The sequence below is a fragment of the Aquabacterium sp. genome, assembly GCF_050725395.1.
In the GTDB taxonomy this organism is placed as follows: Bacteria; Pseudomonadota; Gammaproteobacteria; order Burkholderiales; family Burkholderiaceae_C; genus Aquabacterium.
Genome location: NZ_JBOHHL010000038.1, coordinates 1 through 14,611 on the forward strand (window position 1 = coordinate 1; position 14,611 = coordinate 14,611).

Sequence of the window (14,611 nt, forward strand, 5' to 3'; positions counted from 1 at the left end):
GGCTGGAGGGTGTGTCGGGCGTCAGAACGGTTGAAAAGTGGTCAATCCGATTTGACGAGCACGCGCGAACCCACGCCAGCCAGGATGGCTAGCGATAGCAGGGTCAGGGCGATCAGTGACAAGTTCATGCCGCCAGTGTGACCTGAGAGGCCGTGGCAAGTCAAGGGCTAGATCTGACTCACTCTGTTGCGACCCTGGCGCTTGGCCTCGTACAGCGCCCGATCTGCTTGGGCCATCAGCCCATCGGCCGAGGCACCTGCTTCTGCCGCATTGCAGCAAGCCACCCCCAGGCTCACGGTGACCAAGGGCAAAGTTTCCGAGGACTCATGGCGCATCGCCATGGTTTCCACGGCCTGGCGCACCCGCTCGGCGGCTTGGTGCGCCAATGCCCTGGTGGCGCCCGGCAGCACGGCGATGAATTCCTCGCCACCATACCGGGCCACCATGTCGCCGGGATGTCGCAGGCTGTTCTGCATCACGCTGGCCACCTGTTTCAGGCATTCATCGCCGGCGGGGTGGCCATAGTGGTCGTTGTAGCGCTTGAAGTGGTCCACGTCCATCATGACGATGGCCACTTCGCTGCCTTCGTGCCGGGCCCGCTCCCAGATGCCTTGCAGGTATTCCTGGAAATGCCGGCGGTTGAACAGCGTGGTCAGCACATCGACGCGCGACAGCTGCTGCAACTGCAGGTTCACATCGCTCAGGTTCCGGACGAGTTCGTGCCCACGCTCGCTCAACAGATAACGGCGGCGCTTGTCACGCTCCATGACGTAATTGGCGCAAAGCGAGAAGGCCACCGTGGCCATGGTGAGCGAGCAGATGGGCCACACCAGCCGAGGATTGAAGTTGGGCAACACGATCACGCCCCCCACCTGGATGATCAAGATCGCCAGCGAGAACCCGACAGCCCACCAGAAGCGCAGGCGTTGCACCAAGTTGCCGTACATGACCACGATGGCGAAACCAGCGTGGTAGAAGTCGCTCAAAGGGCTGTGGGTGATCGACAGGGCATAGGCCAGCGTGACCGCTGCGAACAAGCCGCTCAGCAGCACGGCCGAATCCAGCAGCAAGGGCTGGTGCACCACGGGGTTGTCGCGGTTGAACCACATCCATCCCAAGACCAGCAGGCTCAGGGGGGTGAAGATGACCAGGCGCAACTTGACCGCGACCGAGAACACGTCGGGGATCAGCAGGTAGTCCGCGACCAGGAATCCGTCGTACACCAGCAGCGCGATCAAGCCGCTGACGAGGAAGTGCCGCAGGCGTTGCTCGGGGTCCTTGCTCAGGAACTCTTGCTCCAGCGCGTCCGGAAATTTCATCCAGCGAAAGCCCAGGCTCAACAAATCCTGCACGAGGCTCATGCGCTGCTGTTCGACCTCGATGACGGCTTGGGCCGCTGCGCCATTCATGTCCCACCTCCGCTGTCGGGATCAGGCCAGACGCGGTTTCGGCCGCTGTTCTTGGCCCGGTACAAGGCCTGGTCGGCCTGGCTCAGCAGGCCTTTCTGGGTCACGCCCCGGTCGATGGGCCGCAGGGACGCCACGCCAACGCTGATGGTCACGAACGAGCTGGTGGGCGATCCCACGTGCGGCAAACGCAACCTTTCGATGGCCACCTTGATGCGCTCCGCCGCCTGCAGGGCCACAGGCAGGCTGGTGCCAGTCAGGACCGCGATGAATTCCTCGCCGCCGAACCTCGCCACCAGGTCGCCAGGCCGCCGCAGCCGTCGCTTGAGCGTGGCCGCCACTTGCCGCAGGCATTCATCGCCGGCGGGGTGGCCGTACTGGTCGTTGTAAGCCTTGAAGTGGTCCACGTCGACCATGATCAGCGCGACCTCGCTGCCGTCGATTTCGGCGCGGTCCCAGACCTTGGCCAGGAACTCGTCGAAGTGCCGGCGGTTGGCCACTTGCGTGAGCAGGTCCGCGCGCGAGATCTTGTCGAGCCGCTCGTTGGCGGTCTTCAAGGCGGCCATCAGGTTGCTTTCCCTCACCCGCAACAGCCAGTTCTGGCGCTCGTCACGTTCCAGGCTGTAGCAGCCGAACAGGGTGAAGGTCACGGTCGAGATCAGCACCATGGCCAGCGGGATCATGACCTCGATGGGCGCAGGCGGGATGTAGGGCCAGGCCACCGCGATGCCCAGCGCGATCACGATGTCCAGCACCACGGCCATCCAGAAACGCATCTGCGCCACCGAGTGGCTGAACATCACGACCATGGCCATGCCCACGAGGTAGGGTCCGGCCAGCGGATCCTTGCTGATGGACAACAGGTACAGCGTGATGCCGGTGGCCAACACGCCTGCCAGCAACACCAGCACTTCGCGGTAAAAAGGCGACGGCGTCTTGATCAGAATGTAGAGGCCGATCAGGCAAACAGGCGTGAACAGGCCCACGCGCAAGGTCACAGCCTGGGCCATCACGTCGGGGATCATGAGCGCGTCGGTCAGCAGGTAGCCGTTGAACAGAACGACCACCAGCACGGCGGTGATGATGATGACGCGCAGCCGGTCGGCGGCGGTGTCGAGTTGAAAGCGACGTTCGAGTTCGGGGGGAAAGCGCAGCGTCGGGAAGCCCTTGGACAGCAGGCCGTCGATCTGTTCGGCCGAATCCGCGGAGACCGGGCCCAGGTCGATGGGGCCAAGGTCAAGCACCCCAAAATCGGTGGTGGGGCGGAAATCTCGAGCGGAAGAACTGATGGACACCGAGGCAGATCCAGGCGTTTGCTGCTTTAAACCGTCATGCGTACAACATGGTCGAGAGAGCTCACCATGGACTACGCGGCGATTTTCCCTGCTTCGGCCTGGGAATCAAGAGGGATTTCGCGAGCATGGTTGCCGCAAATCACATCACGTGCAATGCGTCACGATCATTCAGCGTCGGGTTGGCCAAACAGGTGAACGAAGAGGTCGTCGTCCGAAATTTCCCGAACAGACAGCCCATCGACCGGCTCGCGGAAAGGCGTCGAGGGCTGGGCGGGCAGCAGGGCCGCAGGCACGGTGTCGGCGAAGTTGACGACGGGGCCGTTGTGCTCTCCGGCTCGTTGGAGCCGCCAGGACATGGAGTCGGCCAAAGAGGGCGGGGCGTCCCACTGCACAAAGCCAGGAGCCGGCTCTTGAGGGCGTTCAACTGGGTAAGGTGGGGGCGGCGTTTTCATATGGGACCTAGCGTACCCGGCGTGGTTACATCTGAAACACTCGATCAAAGCGACTTTGGCAGGCCAGTTTTCCGGGGTTACCCTTGGGCTGTTTCAAACCTCACAATTTCGCCATGTCCGTCCCTTCAGGTCTTTTCTCCGACACCCCCGGCGTGCTGCGCTGCGCTTGGTGCCAAGCCACGCCGGCCTACCGCCAGTACCACGATGAAGAATGGGGCTTGCCGGAAATGGACGACCGGCAGCTGTTCGAAAAGCTGAGCCTGGAGGGATTCCAGGCCGGTCTGAGTTGGCTGACCATCCTCAACAAGCGCGAGGCTTTCCGAAACGCCTTTGCCTTATTCGACATCGACAAGGTGGCCTGTTTCGGCGAGAGCGACATTGAACGCCTGGTGGCCGACGCGGGCATCGTGCGCCACCGCGGCAAGATCGCGTCGACCATCAACAACGCCAAGCGGGCAATCGAATTGCGCGAGGAGTTTGGCTCGCTGGCGGCTTACATTTGGCGCTTCGAGCCCAGCTTGTCGTCTCGCCCGAAGTCGGTCACCCACGAGGCCCTCCGCGCCTTGCCCCTGGCGGCCGAAGCCACGGCCTTGTCGAAAGACCTGAAAAAGCGTGGCTGGACCTTCGTGGGCCCGACCACCATGTACGCCTTCATGCAGGCCATGGGCTTGGTCAACGACCACATCGAAGGCTGTGGCGCGCGCAAGCCAGCCCTGGCAGCCAGGGCTGCCCTGAAAATCAAACGGCCAGCTTCCTGACCCAGGCCACGTAGCGGTCCACCCAGGCTTGCAGGAATTTCTGGCTGTCCTCGTTGGCGATGCTGCCGTCGGGTCCGAACAAGCCTTCCTTGGCCTGCACGAAGGCCTCGGGCTGGCCGAGCGTGGGCACGTCGAGGTAGGCCAGCACATTGCGCAGGTGCTGCTGGGCCAGGGCCGTGCCGATGGCGCCAATCGACACCCCGATGACCCCGGCCGGCTTGCCACCCCAGACGCTTTGCCCATAGGGACGCGACGCGTGGTCGATGGCGTTCTTGAGCACGCCGGGGAAGGACCGGTTGTATTCGGGTGTCACGAACAGGAGCGCCTTCGCGGATTTGACCGAAGCCTTCAGGCGCTTGACCGACTCGGCTGGATGGGCATCGTCGTCCTGGTTGTACAGCGGCAGATCGTCGATTCGGACATGTTCAAACTCGAAATCCGCCGGGGCCAGCTTGGCCAAGGCAAGCGCCAGCTTGTGGTTGAACGAATCTTTGCGGAGGCTGCCCACCACGACCGCGACTTTGAATTGACTCATGAAAACTCCTGTGACCTTCGGTTTGCCGGATGGGCACCGATTAAATCCCCATTGCCCTCTTTTTGCAGGACCTGCAGGTGAACCCTCGCCAGAAGCAGGCTTTACGCTCTGTTAAAGCCTCGGCTTTCAGGAATTTTTCAGTGGCCCTTAATAAGCAGTCGTCGTGGGGACGGAAGATGTCCGGGAGCAGTTGCATGAGGTTCCCATGGGACAGATGGTTTTGGTGGTGGACGACAATGCCCTGAATCGCGAGTTATTGCGGTTGGTGCTGGAGCAGCAAGGGCATGTGGTCAGCGAGGCGGCGTCCGCGGAAGAAGCCTTGGCGATCGTCAAGGAAGTGCATCCGGTCCTGATCCTGATGGATTGCCATCTGCCCGGCATGGATGGCCTCACGGCCACACGCCACCTCAAGGGCTTCGAAGCCACCAGCGGCATCCCGGTGGTGGCCGTCACGGCCCACGCCATGCCCGGTGATCGCGAGCGCGCACTCGAAGCCGGTTGCAATGAATACATCTCCAAGCCCGTGGATTTTTCTCGCTTGATCAACATCGTCGACAAGCTGCTGCCCGAGAGGCGCTGACGCGGCCTCTACAGCCCGTCCAGGTTGGGCAATGGCCGGCCCAGCCCGGAGTTGCCGCCATCCCAGATGATGTCCCCACACACCACACGCCAGGTTTCCTGTCCATCGATGCGGCAGCGGAAAGCCGCCGAGGCGGTGATGGAGAGCCGGTCGCCGTTGAGCGTCCGGTAAGGCCGGGTGACCTGCACTTTGCCCGGCGCCTGAAGGGCGCGTTTGAAATAAGGCCTGCGAGCCCAGCAAGCCCCTTCGGCCTGCAACAGCGGGCCATGGGTTTTTTCTCGGCTGGGGAGCTGGATTTCGGCCCAGAGGTTGGGTCCCACCTGGTAGCCTCGCTCGTCCAGCACGAAGCACAACTCCACATGCGGCAGGCTCAGAAAGGACTGGCAGGCCTCCTGCATGGAGCGGTTGGCGCTGAGCAAGGCACCGGCATAGCCGATGGCATTCTGGTAGGGCGCGACCAGGAGCTTCTGATCGCGGCGGCGTTGCTCGCGGTAGTCCGCCAGGCTGGCGTGCAGGTCCGTGATGCGGGCCGTGCCCAGGTCGATCGGCAGCAGATCCGGCTGTGGCCGGCCGAAGTAATAGCCCTGAACGAAGTCGGCGTCGGCCTCCAGGGCCACCAGGGCTTCTTCGTGCGTCTCGACGCCTTCCATCAAGACCAATGAACCGCATTCGTGCAGCAGCGACACCATCTGCGCGATGACCCGCTGGCGGCTGCGGTCCTGTGTGACGTCGATGAGGAGGCTGCGGTCCAGCTTGACGATGTCGGGTTTGATGGTCCAGACCCGGTCGAAATTGGAGTGCCCAGCACCGAAGTCGTCCAGCGCGACGAGGAAGCCCAAGGCACGGACCTTGGCCATGGCTTGCAGAAACGGCCCGTCGTCCGGGATTTCGCTTTCCAGCAATTCCAGCACGATCTGGCCGGCGGGCATGGTCAGTGTCCGCAGGACTTCCTGCAGGTAGCGGCCGTCGTCCTCGCTTGCCAACTCAAGGATGGCTTGCGGGCGGATGTTCAGGAACAACCACTGGTCACCGGCCTGCGCGGATGAAAAGTTCGTGATGTGCACGGCGCGCGCCAGGGTGTCGCACCAGCGGGCTTCGGCCTCGTCAACGCATCCGGCAAAAAGGTCCAGGGGCGGAACATTGCCACCATGCTCGTCGTGAGCGCGCAGCAGGCCTTCATGCCCGACCACGCGGTTGTGCGACAGGCTGTAGATGGGCTGAAAGTGGCTCGACAGCGAAAGCCCTTTGAACAGGGCCCCGTGTCGCTGACCCTCCTTGCGAAGGGCCCCGGTGACTTTCTGGAAACGGCGGGAAGGCATGACCGAGGATGAATGAGGCTTGAAGCCACTGATTTCGGTGCCTTCAAGCAAACCTTGAGCACACCTCGTTTTGAGGCTTTTTCCGGTCAGCGGAAGACACCCACGGCATCGGCCAGGCAAGCCATCTGCTGCTTGACGCTTTCAGAGGCCGCGGTACTTTGCTCGACCAGGGCCGCGTTTTGCTGGGTGATCTGATCGAGGTGCCCGATGGCCTGGCCCACTTGCACGATGCCGGCGGTTTGTTCGTGCGTGGCCGAGCTGATTTCCGCGATCAGGTCCGAGACACGCTGAACTTGGGCAACGATCTCTTCCATCGTCTGGCCGGCGTCATTGACCAGCTTGGAGCCGGATTCCACCTTTTCAACGCTCTCATTGATCAGCGTCTTGATTTCCTTGGCGGCGCCCGCGCTGCGGTGGGCCAAGCTGCGGACCTCGCTGGCCACCACCGCAAATCCGCGTCCTTGTTCTCCGGCTCGGGCGGCCTCGACCGCGGCATTCAGCGCCAAGATGTTGGTCTGAAAGGCAATGCTGTCGATCACGCCGATGATGTCGGCGATCTTCTTGGAGCTGTGCGTGATCTCGTTCATGGTGGCGACCACGTCAGACACCGCATGACCACCTTTGGCCGCGGCTTCGCTGGCCGAACCGGACAGTTCATTGGCCTGGCTGGCGGTGTCCGCGTTGTTCTTGGTGGTTACGGTCATCTGTTCCATCGAAGATGCGGTTTCTTCGACACTGGCCGCGGCCTGTTCGGTGCGCGAGCTGAGGTCCGAAGCGCCTTGAGCGATTTCGTTCGTGGCAGTCTGCACGTTCAGCACCTGGCTGCGCACGTCGTCGATCACCCACCGGAACATCAGGCCGAGCTGGCCGATGGTACGCATGGTCATGCCGATCTCGTCGACGCGGTTCATGTGAAGAGCCTGGCGGCTGTCGCCCGAAGCGATGCGCAAGGCCTGAGCGCGCATTTGTTCGAGTGGTGTGGCGATCTGGTGTTCGAGCCATCCGTTGGCCAGCAAGGACAGCGTGACCACGGCCGCTGCAAAACCGAGGAAGTTCATGCCCACGGCCAGTCCCGATGCCCAAGCCATGGCCAGCAATGCCGGCACCATGAGCCACAGGGTGGACCGGATGCGCCAGCGCACTGGCATGGTCTGGAGCAGGGAGGTCCATCCTGCCAAGCCCGTTCTGACGATCAGACCTTTGTGGAATTTCTGATCGCCGGCCTTGCCCTCGCGGAAGGCGCGGTAGAGCTTTTCAGCCGCCGCAATCTCTTCCTTGGACGCCTTGGTTCGCACCGACATGAAGCCCGTGGACTTGCCATGGCGCACCACCGGGGTGGCGTTGGCGCGGACCCAGTAGTGGTCGCCATTCTTGCGCCGGTTCTTGACCAAGGCCGTCCAGGGTTCGCCAGACTTGAGGGTTGCCCACATGTCGGCGAAAGCCTCCTTGGGCATGTCGGGGTGGCGCACCAGGTTGTGGGGCTGTCCAAGGATTTCTTCCCGGGTGTAGCCACTCACCGAAACGAAGGCATCGTTGGCATAGGTGATGTGGCTCTGGGTGTCCGTGGTGGACATCAAAGTGGCATCGTCGGGGAACTCAAACTCACGTTGAGTGACCGGTAGGTTCTCGCGCATAAGACCGTCCTTGATTGAAAAGAACCGGTCATTGAGCAATGGATCCGCCGGTTAGATCGTGTCTATTGTGATCAATCCACCGTGTTGGAAAGGCCTTTTAAGGCTGGGCTTTTCGGGCCATTCAAGGCTTTAGATCAGACAACCCCCAGGATGGCGCTGTTTTCGTGAAAACTCACCACGACGTCGCTGCCTTCTTTCAGGCCCAGGCGGGTGGCTTGCAAGGCGTTCAAGGTGGACACCATGACCTGCCCGCCCCGGAGGCGGACCTGCACCTCGGTCTGCTTGGCGCCGGCATGGATGGACGCCACCTGCCCACGCAACTGGTTGCGCGCGGACAGATCAGCGGAGGCCGTGGGCAAGGTCAGCAATACCGCGGGCGCCTTGATCAGCGCCACGGCCTGAGCGCCCTTGGCGATTTTCAATTCCTTCACCGAAGCCATGGTCAGCGACACCTGCAGGATGTCCGCGGAGCCTGGCAGGGCCAGTTCGACCAAGGCATCGACCTCGCTCGCCTGCACGCGCTTGACCGTGCCGATCAATTGGTTGCGGGCGCTGGTCCGCAGCCCCAGCAGGGACAGCGTCTTGAGCACCTCTTGCGGCCTGGCCAGGGACTTGGTCAGCTGCGCCAGGATGCGCTCGTGCGTTTTCTCGATGTGCCTGAAAGCCTCGATCAGCTCCAGCGCGTAGGGGGTGAGGAAGGTGCCCCCACCGCCAGCGCCACCGGTCAGGCGCTCGACCAGGGTATGGCCCGCCGTGTTGCTCATGTCCTGCACGCGGTCCCAGGCGGTCTTGTAGCTGATGCCCACGACCTTGGCCGCCTGAGTCATCGACCCCGTTTCGTGGATGGCCTCCAGCAGGGCAATGCGATCGGCCCCGCCCAACAGATCGGCCCCTTGCTGGATCCAGAGGCTGCCATTGAGGGCGAGTTTGGCGGGCTGGGCGGTCTTGCTGGGCATGGTTGGCGAACCGGGCGTTGTATAGTTGATTACACATCGATTGAAGGTCTTCGACCAGCATGCCATGAAACACCGCCAACGCCTCCTTGCGCTTGCCCTGGCCCCGCTTGTCTCGTTGGGCGCGGCAGCCCAGGACATCACGGTTTCGGCCGCGGCCAGCCTGCAAAATGCCATGCGCGACATCGGCGCGGCCTACCAGGCGGCCCGCCCTGGCAGCAAGGTCAATTTCAATTTCGCGGCCTCGGGCCCCTTGCTGGCCCAGATCGCCCAAGGTGCTCCGGTCGATGTCTTCGCCAGCGCCGATGTGGAGACCATGGACAAGGCCCAGGCGCAGGGCCTGGTCAAAATCGAGTCGCGGGCGAACTTCGCCACCAATGAGCTGGTGCTGGTCTCGCCTCTGTCCCGGGCTGCGGGCCTGAAAAGCCTGGCCGACCTGAAGCGTCCGGGCATCGCCCGCATCGCGGTAGGCACGCCGGCCACCGTGCCCGCGGGCCGCTACGCCCAGTCGGCACTGGAGGCGCAAGGCTTGTGGGCTGACTTGACGCCCAAGTTCGTGTTCGCCGAAAACGTGCGGCAGGCCTTGAACTACGTCAGCCGCGCCGAGGCCGACGCAGGATTCGTCTACCGGACGGACGCCATCGTCGACAAGGACAAGGTGCGCATCGACCTGGTGGTGCCCACCACCAAGCCCGTGGTCTACCCCATCGCGCTCGTGGCGGCCAGCAGGAACGCGGCGGCCGGCGATTTCGTGAAGTTCGTGACCGGGGCCCAAGGCCAGGCCGTGCTGGGCAAACACGGGTTCAGCACGGCACCCTGATGCTGGCCCGGTGAGCAATCCCTTGGACATCGACCTTCAGGCACTTTGGCTGACGCTGAAAGTCGCGAGCTGGGCCACCGTGGTCGCGCTGATGCTCGGCGTGGCGGGCGGCTGGGTCGTGGCGCGTGGGCGTTGGCCGGGCAAGCGCCTGCTCGAAGCCCTGCTGACCCTGCCCATGGTGCTGCCGCCCACGGTGCTGGGTTACTACCTCATCGTGGTGCTGGGTCGCAACGCGCCATTGGGGCGCTGGTTGTCCACGCACCTCGGCATCAACCTGATGTTCACATGGCAGGGCGCGGTGATTGCGGCGTCGGTCGTGGCTTTTCCACTGGTGTTCACCTCGGCCCGCGCGGCCTTTGAAAACGTCAATGCCGATTTTGAAAAGGCCGCCCGCGTGTTGGGCGCGGGCGAGTTGAAGGTGTTCCTGCACGTGACTTTGCCCCTGGCCATGCGCGGTATCGCGGCCGGCAGCATGCTGGCCTTCGCCCGTGCCATGGGCGAGTTTGGCGCCACGCTGATGATCGCCGGCAACATCCCCGGCAAGACGCAGACGCTGTCCATGGCCATCTACGACGCCGTGCAGTCGGGCAACGATGAACTGGCCAATGTGCTGGTGATCGTGATCTCGGCGCTGTGCATCGTCATCCTGGTCTCGGCCAGCCACCTGCTCAACCCCAGGAGCGACCGGTGAAAATCGACCTGGACTTCAGCATGACCGTGGGCCGTGGCGACCAGGCCTTCACGCTGCAAGCCCGCTTCGAGTCATCGCAAGACCGCATCGTGCTGTTCGGCCCCTCGGGCGTGGGCAAGACCATGACCATCCAGGCGATCGCCGGCCTGTTGCGTCCGGACCGGGGCCACGTGCGCCTGGGCGAGCGCGTGCTGTTCGACCACCGCCTGGGCATCGATGTGCCGGCCCGCGAACGCCGCGTTGGCTACGTTTTCCAGGACTACGCCCTGTTTCCGCACTTGAGCGTGGCCCGCAACATCGCCTTTGGCCTGCTGCCAACGCTGCCGATGCGCATGAGCAGCGTTCATCAAAGGCAAGTGGCCGACATCATGAAGGCGCTGGACATCGACGGTTTGCAGGAGCGATTGCCGCGCAGCCTGTCGGGCGGGCAGCGCCAGCGCGTGGCCCTGGCCCGGGCCTTGATCCGCGAGCCGGAGGTGCTGCTGCTGGACGAGCCTTTTTCGGCGCTGGACGTGGTGCTGCGGGGCAGGGTGCGCGCGGAGCTGGACGCGATCCAGCGGCGTTTTGGCGTGCCGATGGTGATGATCTCGCACGACCTGGACGATGTGCGCTTGTTCGCCGACACGCTGGTGCTGTATGAGCCGGGGCGGGTGGCGAGCGTGGCGCAGGGCATCAACTCGCCTCCAACGGCATGAGGCCGGCCCGATGATGCAAGGTGTCAGCTCTTGCGCGTGCAGTGGATGCGGTCCAAGGCCTTTTTCAAGACCGCCGCGCCCTGCATATTGCAGCCTTGCTCCGTCAGGTAATCGAGCAGGGCATTGAGGAAACCGCTGATTCGCAGGGCGTTGAACAACTCCATGTCGGCATCGCCCATCTCCTCCGACTTGGTCACGATCATCTCGATGAAGATCAGAATGTTGGACTGCGCCAAGTGGATCTTTTGCGCGATGAGTTGGTCGGCTTCGCTCATGCCAAGCTCGCGGTGAGCCACCTTGCCATCAGAGCCGACATTGGCCACCGACAAGGCGTTCACCAACAAGCAGAGCTTGTTCAACAGTGGATTGAGTGCCGTGGAAATCTGCCAGTCTGCGGGATTTGCTTTTTTGCGAGGGGCCCATTTCTTCTTGAGCTCATCGTAAAGCCGGTAGTACTGATCCTTCTCGACCTTTTCCTTGATCTCCGGGGTGACGCTGCTGTTGTCATCGACGAAGCTTTCTTCGGGCTCGGTCCAATCCGTGTGCTGCAGCAAGGCCGCCTTGATCTGGTAGACATCACCATTGCGGTGTTCTTTGATGGCGTCCTCCAGCGCTTTCAGCAGCTCCGCCTTGATGAGCATCACCGAGCGTTGGCACTGCTTGAGCAAAATGCTGCCGACCATGTCCACCCCCTCAGGATTTGTTGTGGCCCCCAGCCTACTTCATTTCCGGTGCGCCAAGTGAATATGAGCAAAACACCCCTCACGCCCGCATCAAGGCCTTGCGGATTCGCGAAATCGTCTCGTCCATAGGCGCGCGGCTCGACACCTCCAGCCCCAGCTGCCGGGCGATCACGTTCACGCGCGCAGGGTTCAGCGGCAAACCACCTCGGTCGATGGCCGCGATCAGGGCGCGCGCATTGCGCACCTCGGGCGATGCATGCGTCTCGGCATCCTTGAACACCGAAGCGACGCGCTGGATCCATGTGTGGGCAAAGCTCATGTCCTTTCATCGACGCCAACAAGCAAAGCTTGAGCCACCAGTTCCTCTGGCCCCATGCCTTATCCTGCCGCCCATGCATGCCAAGCGACTCCACCAACACTTGATCGACAAAGCCGAAGGCGCTGCCTTCGCCTGGGGCTTCGTCGAATCGATGCTCTTCTTCCTGGTGCCCGACATGATTCTGTCGGTGGTCGCGGTGCATGGGTTGCGCCGTTCGCTGTGGTGCTGCCTGTGGGCGGTGGCGGGTGCCATCGGGGGCGGCAGCTTGATGTATGGGTGGGGTGCGGTTGATTCAGCCACGGCCCTGAGCATGGTCGACGCCGTGCCCGCCATCCCCGCCGACATGCTGGTGAGGGTGCGCGCCGCACTCGGCGCCGACGGTCTGGCCGCCATGCTGTGGGGGCCGCTGATCGGCATCCCCTACAAGATCTACGCGGTGCAGGCAGGGGCGCTGGGCTTGTCGCTGCCGGGCTTCATGCTCATGACCATCCCTGCGCGCATCACGCGCTTCCTGATCACCTGCCTGGGTTTCAACCTGGTGTCTCGCCTGCTCAGGCACTGGGGCGCCAGCCCCCGCGTCATCGCCGCCTGCTGGACGCTGTTCTGGGTCATGAATTACGCCATTTACTGGCACGCCACGATGCGGCCGTGAGCGGACCCTCGGCCTGCCGCTGCGCCCAGGCGCTCAAGCCCACCGCCACCAGGATCCAGGCCAGGGCCAGCCAATGCAACTGCGCGTAGCCACCCAGGCTGGCGATCATCCAGCTGCCGCCCCCAGCCCCCAAGGCATGCCCGGTGTAGATGGCCGAGGTGTTCAGCGCCATCAGCGCTGGTGAAAGGGCAGGGGACAGCATCCCCAGCCGGGCCTGTTGCGCCGAGTTGGTGGCGAAGCTGCTCAGCGCCCAAGGCACGAACACGATCAGCAAACCCACCAAGCTGCCGGCCAATGGCCAGGCCGTCATGCCCACGGCGATCAAGGCCAGCGTGCCCGTCACGGCGCGGCCGGCGCCCACCCGGTCGATCACCTTGTTCAGGATGATGTTGCCCAGCAGCGCCACGCCGCCGAAATAGGCAAACACCAGGCTGATCTGTTCCGGGCTGGCGCCATGCACCTGCTTGAAATAGGGCGCGATGAAGGCCAGCACCGTGACCTGCCCGGCGCTTTGCAGGCAGGACACCAGCACCACCGCCACCAGCACGGGCGAGCCGAACACTTGTCGCCACGAGGCCAGCGTGAGGCGCGGGGGCAGCACCTTGCGGGGCAGGCTCGCGTGAACCCACACCGCCGAGGCCAGCGAACCCGCCGCGATCAGGCCCATGGCCACGCGCCAGCCCAGGCGCTCGCCGATCCATGCGCTCAGGGGCACGCCCAGCACCGAGGCCAGCGCCCAGCCGATGAAGACGAAGGTGATGGCCCGGCCGCGTTGCTCCGGCGGGGCCAGAAAGCCCATGGTGGCGGCCGCCTGGGGCGTGAACACGGCGGCCGACAGGACGGTGGCCGCGCGGACCACGCACAGGGTTTCGTAGTTGGGCGCCAAGGCGCTCAGGCCGTGGCCCAGCGCGTACCAGAGCATGGTCAGGCTCAGCAGCCAGCGGCGGTCCACGCCACTCAGCACCGTGGCCAGCACGGGGGCACCCACGCCCATCATCACGCCGCACAGGGCAATCAACTGCCCGCCTTGCACCACCGACACGCCGAGCGACTGCGTCAGGTCGTTGAGCGTGCCGTTGACCACCATCACGCCGCAGCCGATGAAGAAGTTGCCGGCCAGCAGGGCCCAGCTCGCCCCGCGAAGGTCGGCCGTCATGGAGAAACCTGCTGCTGTTGCTCGGCGATGCCGGCACGCACCCGGTTGACGATGTTCAAGGCCGTCAGCGCCACCATGGCGTGCAGCACCCAGGCGGTCCAATCGGGCAAGGTGCCCCACAGCGCCACGGCCAGGCCCATCGCGCCGAACACGAAGGCGCGGTCGCTCTTGCCCATGGGGCCGTCGTAGCGGCGGCTGGCCCGCACCGTCAGGCCTTGCAGGCCGGCCATTTCCGACATGGCCGACAGCAGCACCAGCAGGCCAATGCCCAGGGCGGGCAGGGCGCCGAGGCAGGCAAAAGGCAGGTACAAAGCGGCGTCCGAGAGCACGTCGGTCAACTCGTTCAAGTAGGCGCCCAGCACGCTTTGCTGGCCGTGCTCACGCGCCAACATGCCATCGACGGCGTTCAAGGCCATGCGCGCCAGCATCCACACGGGCACCAGCGCGAACCAAGCGGGATGGCGAGCCTGGTCGGCGTAGAGCGCCACGCCCAGGGCCACCGACACGGCGCAGGCCAGCAGGGTGACCTGGTTGGCGGTCACGCCCCGGCGGGCCAGAAGCCGCACCGAGGGGCGCAACAGGCTTTGGAAGCCGGGTTTCAGTTGATAGAGGGAAAGACTCATGCGGAATTAAGTAGTCACCCTCTCACGGTCGGGTGTCGCG

17 protein-coding genes are annotated in these 14,611 nt (G+C 63.8%); 6 read left to right on the plus strand and 11 right to left on the minus strand.

The window, feature by feature from the left end:
• Positions 1-167: 167 nt before the first annotated feature.
• The 3 genes from ACREB4_RS18110 to ACREB4_RS18120 form a co-directional block, all read right to left on the minus strand.
• Complete coding sequence (locus ACREB4_RS18110; protein WP_431589641.1) at positions 168-1,409, minus strand: GGDEF domain-containing protein; 1,242 nt, start codon at positions 1,407-1,409, stop codon at positions 168-170.
• Complete coding sequence (locus tag ACREB4_RS18115) at positions 1,406-2,650, minus strand: diguanylate cyclase (protein WP_431589642.1); 1,245 nt, start codon at positions 2,648-2,650, stop codon at positions 1,406-1,408. Before ACREB4_RS18115 ends, ACREB4_RS18110 begins: the two co-directional genes overlap by 4 nt.
• 215 nt (positions 2,651-2,865) lie before the next feature.
• Positions 2,866-3,057, minus strand: coding sequence for a hypothetical protein (locus ACREB4_RS18120; protein WP_431589643.1), 192 nt, complete (start codon positions 3,055-3,057; stop codon positions 2,866-2,868).
• A 209-nt stretch (positions 3,058-3,266) separates the two neighbouring features.
• On the opposite strand from ACREB4_RS18120, the gene ACREB4_RS18125 reads away from it, so the two are divergent.
• A complete protein-coding gene (locus ACREB4_RS18125) occupies positions 3,267-3,911 on the plus strand; it encodes a DNA-3-methyladenine glycosylase I (protein WP_431589644.1) in 645 nt (214 codons plus the stop codon).
• Here ACREB4_RS18125 and ACREB4_RS18130 read toward each other — a convergent pair.
• Entirely contained in the window at positions 3,892-4,446 is a 555-nt protein-coding gene (locus tag ACREB4_RS18130) for an NADPH-dependent FMN reductase (RefSeq protein ID WP_431589645.1), read from the minus strand. The two genes, ACREB4_RS18125 and ACREB4_RS18130, sit on opposite strands and share 20 nt — an antisense overlap.
• 205 nt (positions 4,447-4,651) lie before the next feature.
• On the opposite strand from ACREB4_RS18130, the gene ACREB4_RS18135 reads away from it, so the two are divergent.
• Positions 4,652-5,026, plus strand: a complete 375-nt coding sequence (locus ACREB4_RS18135) for a response regulator (RefSeq protein ID WP_431589646.1) — start codon at positions 4,652-4,654, stop codon at positions 5,024-5,026.
• Between the two features lie 8 nt (positions 5,027-5,034).
• Here the strand turns inward: ACREB4_RS18135 and ACREB4_RS18140 are convergent, their stop codons facing one another.
• The 3 genes from ACREB4_RS18140 to ACREB4_RS18150 form a co-directional block, all read right to left on the minus strand.
• Positions 5,035-6,345: a sensor domain-containing phosphodiesterase gene (locus ACREB4_RS18140; RefSeq protein ID WP_431589647.1), complete on the minus strand. Its 1,311-nt coding sequence runs from the start codon at positions 6,343-6,345 to the stop codon at positions 5,035-5,037.
• Between the two features lie 86 nt (positions 6,346-6,431).
• Entirely contained in the window at positions 6,432-7,979 is a 1,548-nt protein-coding gene (locus ACREB4_RS18145) for a methyl-accepting chemotaxis protein (protein ID WP_431589648.1), read from the minus strand.
• A gap of 134 nt (positions 7,980-8,113) precedes the next feature.
• Positions 8,114-8,935, minus strand: coding sequence for a TOBE domain-containing protein (locus ACREB4_RS18150; protein ID WP_431589649.1), 822 nt, complete (start codon positions 8,933-8,935; stop codon positions 8,114-8,116).
• Between the two features lie 64 nt (positions 8,936-8,999).
• On the opposite strand from ACREB4_RS18150, the gene modA reads away from it, so the two are divergent.
• Genes modA through ACREB4_RS18165 form a run of 3 tightly spaced genes read left to right on the plus strand, consistent with a single transcriptional unit; the run spans position 9,000 to position 11,138 of the window.
• Positions 9,000-9,752, plus strand: coding sequence for a molybdate ABC transporter substrate-binding protein (modA, locus tag ACREB4_RS18155; protein WP_431589650.1), 753 nt, complete (start codon positions 9,000-9,002; stop codon positions 9,750-9,752).
• A 10-nt stretch (positions 9,753-9,762) separates the two neighbouring features.
• Positions 9,763-10,443 carry a molybdate ABC transporter permease subunit gene (gene modB / locus ACREB4_RS18160; RefSeq protein ID WP_431589651.1) on the plus strand — a complete coding sequence of 227 codons (681 nt, stop codon included), beginning with the start codon at positions 9,763-9,765 and terminating at the stop codon, positions 10,441-10,443.
• Positions 10,440-11,138, plus strand: a complete 699-nt coding sequence (locus tag ACREB4_RS18165) for an ATP-binding cassette domain-containing protein (protein ID WP_431589652.1) — start codon at positions 10,440-10,442, stop codon at positions 11,136-11,138. The genes modB and ACREB4_RS18165 overlap by 4 nt, the downstream gene beginning before the upstream one ends.
• Before the next feature lie 23 nt (positions 11,139-11,161).
• On the opposite strand, the gene ACREB4_RS18170 is transcribed toward ACREB4_RS18165, so the two are convergent.
• A complete protein-coding gene (locus tag ACREB4_RS18170; protein ID WP_431589653.1) occupies positions 11,162-11,821 on the minus strand; it encodes a hypothetical protein in 660 nt (219 codons plus the stop codon).
• Positions 11,822-11,900: 79 nt separating this feature from the next.
• Positions 11,901-12,140 (minus strand): hypothetical protein, encoded by a 240-nt coding sequence (locus ACREB4_RS18175; RefSeq protein ID WP_431589654.1) that lies wholly within the window; start codon positions 12,138-12,140, stop codon positions 11,901-11,903.
• Positions 12,141-12,240: 100 nt separating this feature from the next.
• On the opposite strand from ACREB4_RS18175, the gene ACREB4_RS18180 reads away from it, so the two are divergent.
• The gene (locus ACREB4_RS18180) at positions 12,241-12,792 is read left to right on the plus strand and encodes a hypothetical protein (RefSeq protein WP_431589655.1); all 552 of its coding nucleotides are present in this window, start codon (positions 12,241-12,243) and stop codon (positions 12,790-12,792) included.
• Here the strand turns inward: ACREB4_RS18180 and ACREB4_RS18185 are convergent.
• Positions 12,749-13,948, minus strand: coding sequence for an MFS transporter (locus ACREB4_RS18185; RefSeq protein ID WP_431589656.1), 1,200 nt, complete (start codon positions 13,946-13,948; stop codon positions 12,749-12,751). The genes ACREB4_RS18180 and ACREB4_RS18185 overlap by 44 nt on opposite strands.
• A complete protein-coding gene (locus ACREB4_RS18190; RefSeq protein ID WP_431589657.1) occupies positions 13,945-14,571 on the minus strand; it encodes a CDP-alcohol phosphatidyltransferase family protein in 627 nt (208 codons plus the stop codon). Before ACREB4_RS18190 ends, ACREB4_RS18185 begins: the two co-directional genes overlap by 4 nt.
• Positions 14,572-14,611 lie beyond the last annotated feature (40 nt).

What these genes read in the sequence shown, in the direction of transcription:
- ACREB4_RS18110 (WP_431589641.1), bottom strand. Translation starts at nt 1,409, where the DNA reads ATGAATGGCGCAGCGGCCCAAGCCGTCATCGAGGTCGAACAGCAGCGC.
- ACREB4_RS18120 (WP_431589643.1), bottom strand. Translation starts at nt 3,057, where the DNA reads ATGTCCTGGCGGCTCCAACGAGCCGGAGAGCACAACGGCCCCGTCGTC.
- ACREB4_RS18125 (WP_431589644.1), top strand. Translation starts at nt 3,267, where the DNA reads ATGTCCGTCCCTTCAGGTCTTTTCTCCGACACCCCCGGCGTGCTGCGC.
- ACREB4_RS18130 (WP_431589645.1), bottom strand. Translation starts at nt 4,446, where the DNA reads ATGAGTCAATTCAAAGTCGCGGTCGTGGTGGGCAGCCTCCGCAAAGAT.
- ACREB4_RS18135 (WP_431589646.1), top strand. Translation starts at nt 4,652, where the DNA reads ATGGGACAGATGGTTTTGGTGGTGGACGACAATGCCCTGAATCGCGAG.
- ACREB4_RS18140 (WP_431589647.1), bottom strand. Translation starts at nt 6,345, where the DNA reads ATGCCTTCCCGCCGTTTCCAGAAAGTCACCGGGGCCCTTCGCAAGGAG.
- ACREB4_RS18145 (WP_431589648.1), bottom strand. Translation starts at nt 7,979, where the DNA reads ATGCGCGAGAACCTACCGGTCACTCAACGTGAGTTTGAGTTCCCCGAC.
- ACREB4_RS18150 (WP_431589649.1), bottom strand. Translation starts at nt 8,935, where the DNA reads ATGCCCAGCAAGACCGCCCAGCCCGCCAAACTCGCCCTCAATGGCAGC.
- modA (WP_431589650.1), top strand. Translation starts at nt 9,000, where the DNA reads ATGAAACACCGCCAACGCCTCCTTGCGCTTGCCCTGGCCCCGCTTGTC.
- ACREB4_RS18170 (WP_431589653.1), bottom strand. Translation starts at nt 11,821, where the DNA reads ATGGTCGGCAGCATTTTGCTCAAGCAGTGCCAACGCTCGGTGATGCTC.
- ACREB4_RS18175 (WP_431589654.1), bottom strand. Translation starts at nt 12,140, where the DNA reads ATGAGCTTTGCCCACACATGGATCCAGCGCGTCGCTTCGGTGTTCAAG.
- ACREB4_RS18185 (WP_431589656.1), bottom strand. Translation starts at nt 13,948, where the DNA reads ATGACGGCCGACCTTCGCGGGGCGAGCTGGGCCCTGCTGGCCGGCAAC.
- ACREB4_RS18190 (WP_431589657.1), bottom strand. Translation starts at nt 14,571, where the DNA reads ATGAGTCTTTCCCTCTATCAACTGAAACCCGGCTTCCAAAGCCTGTTG.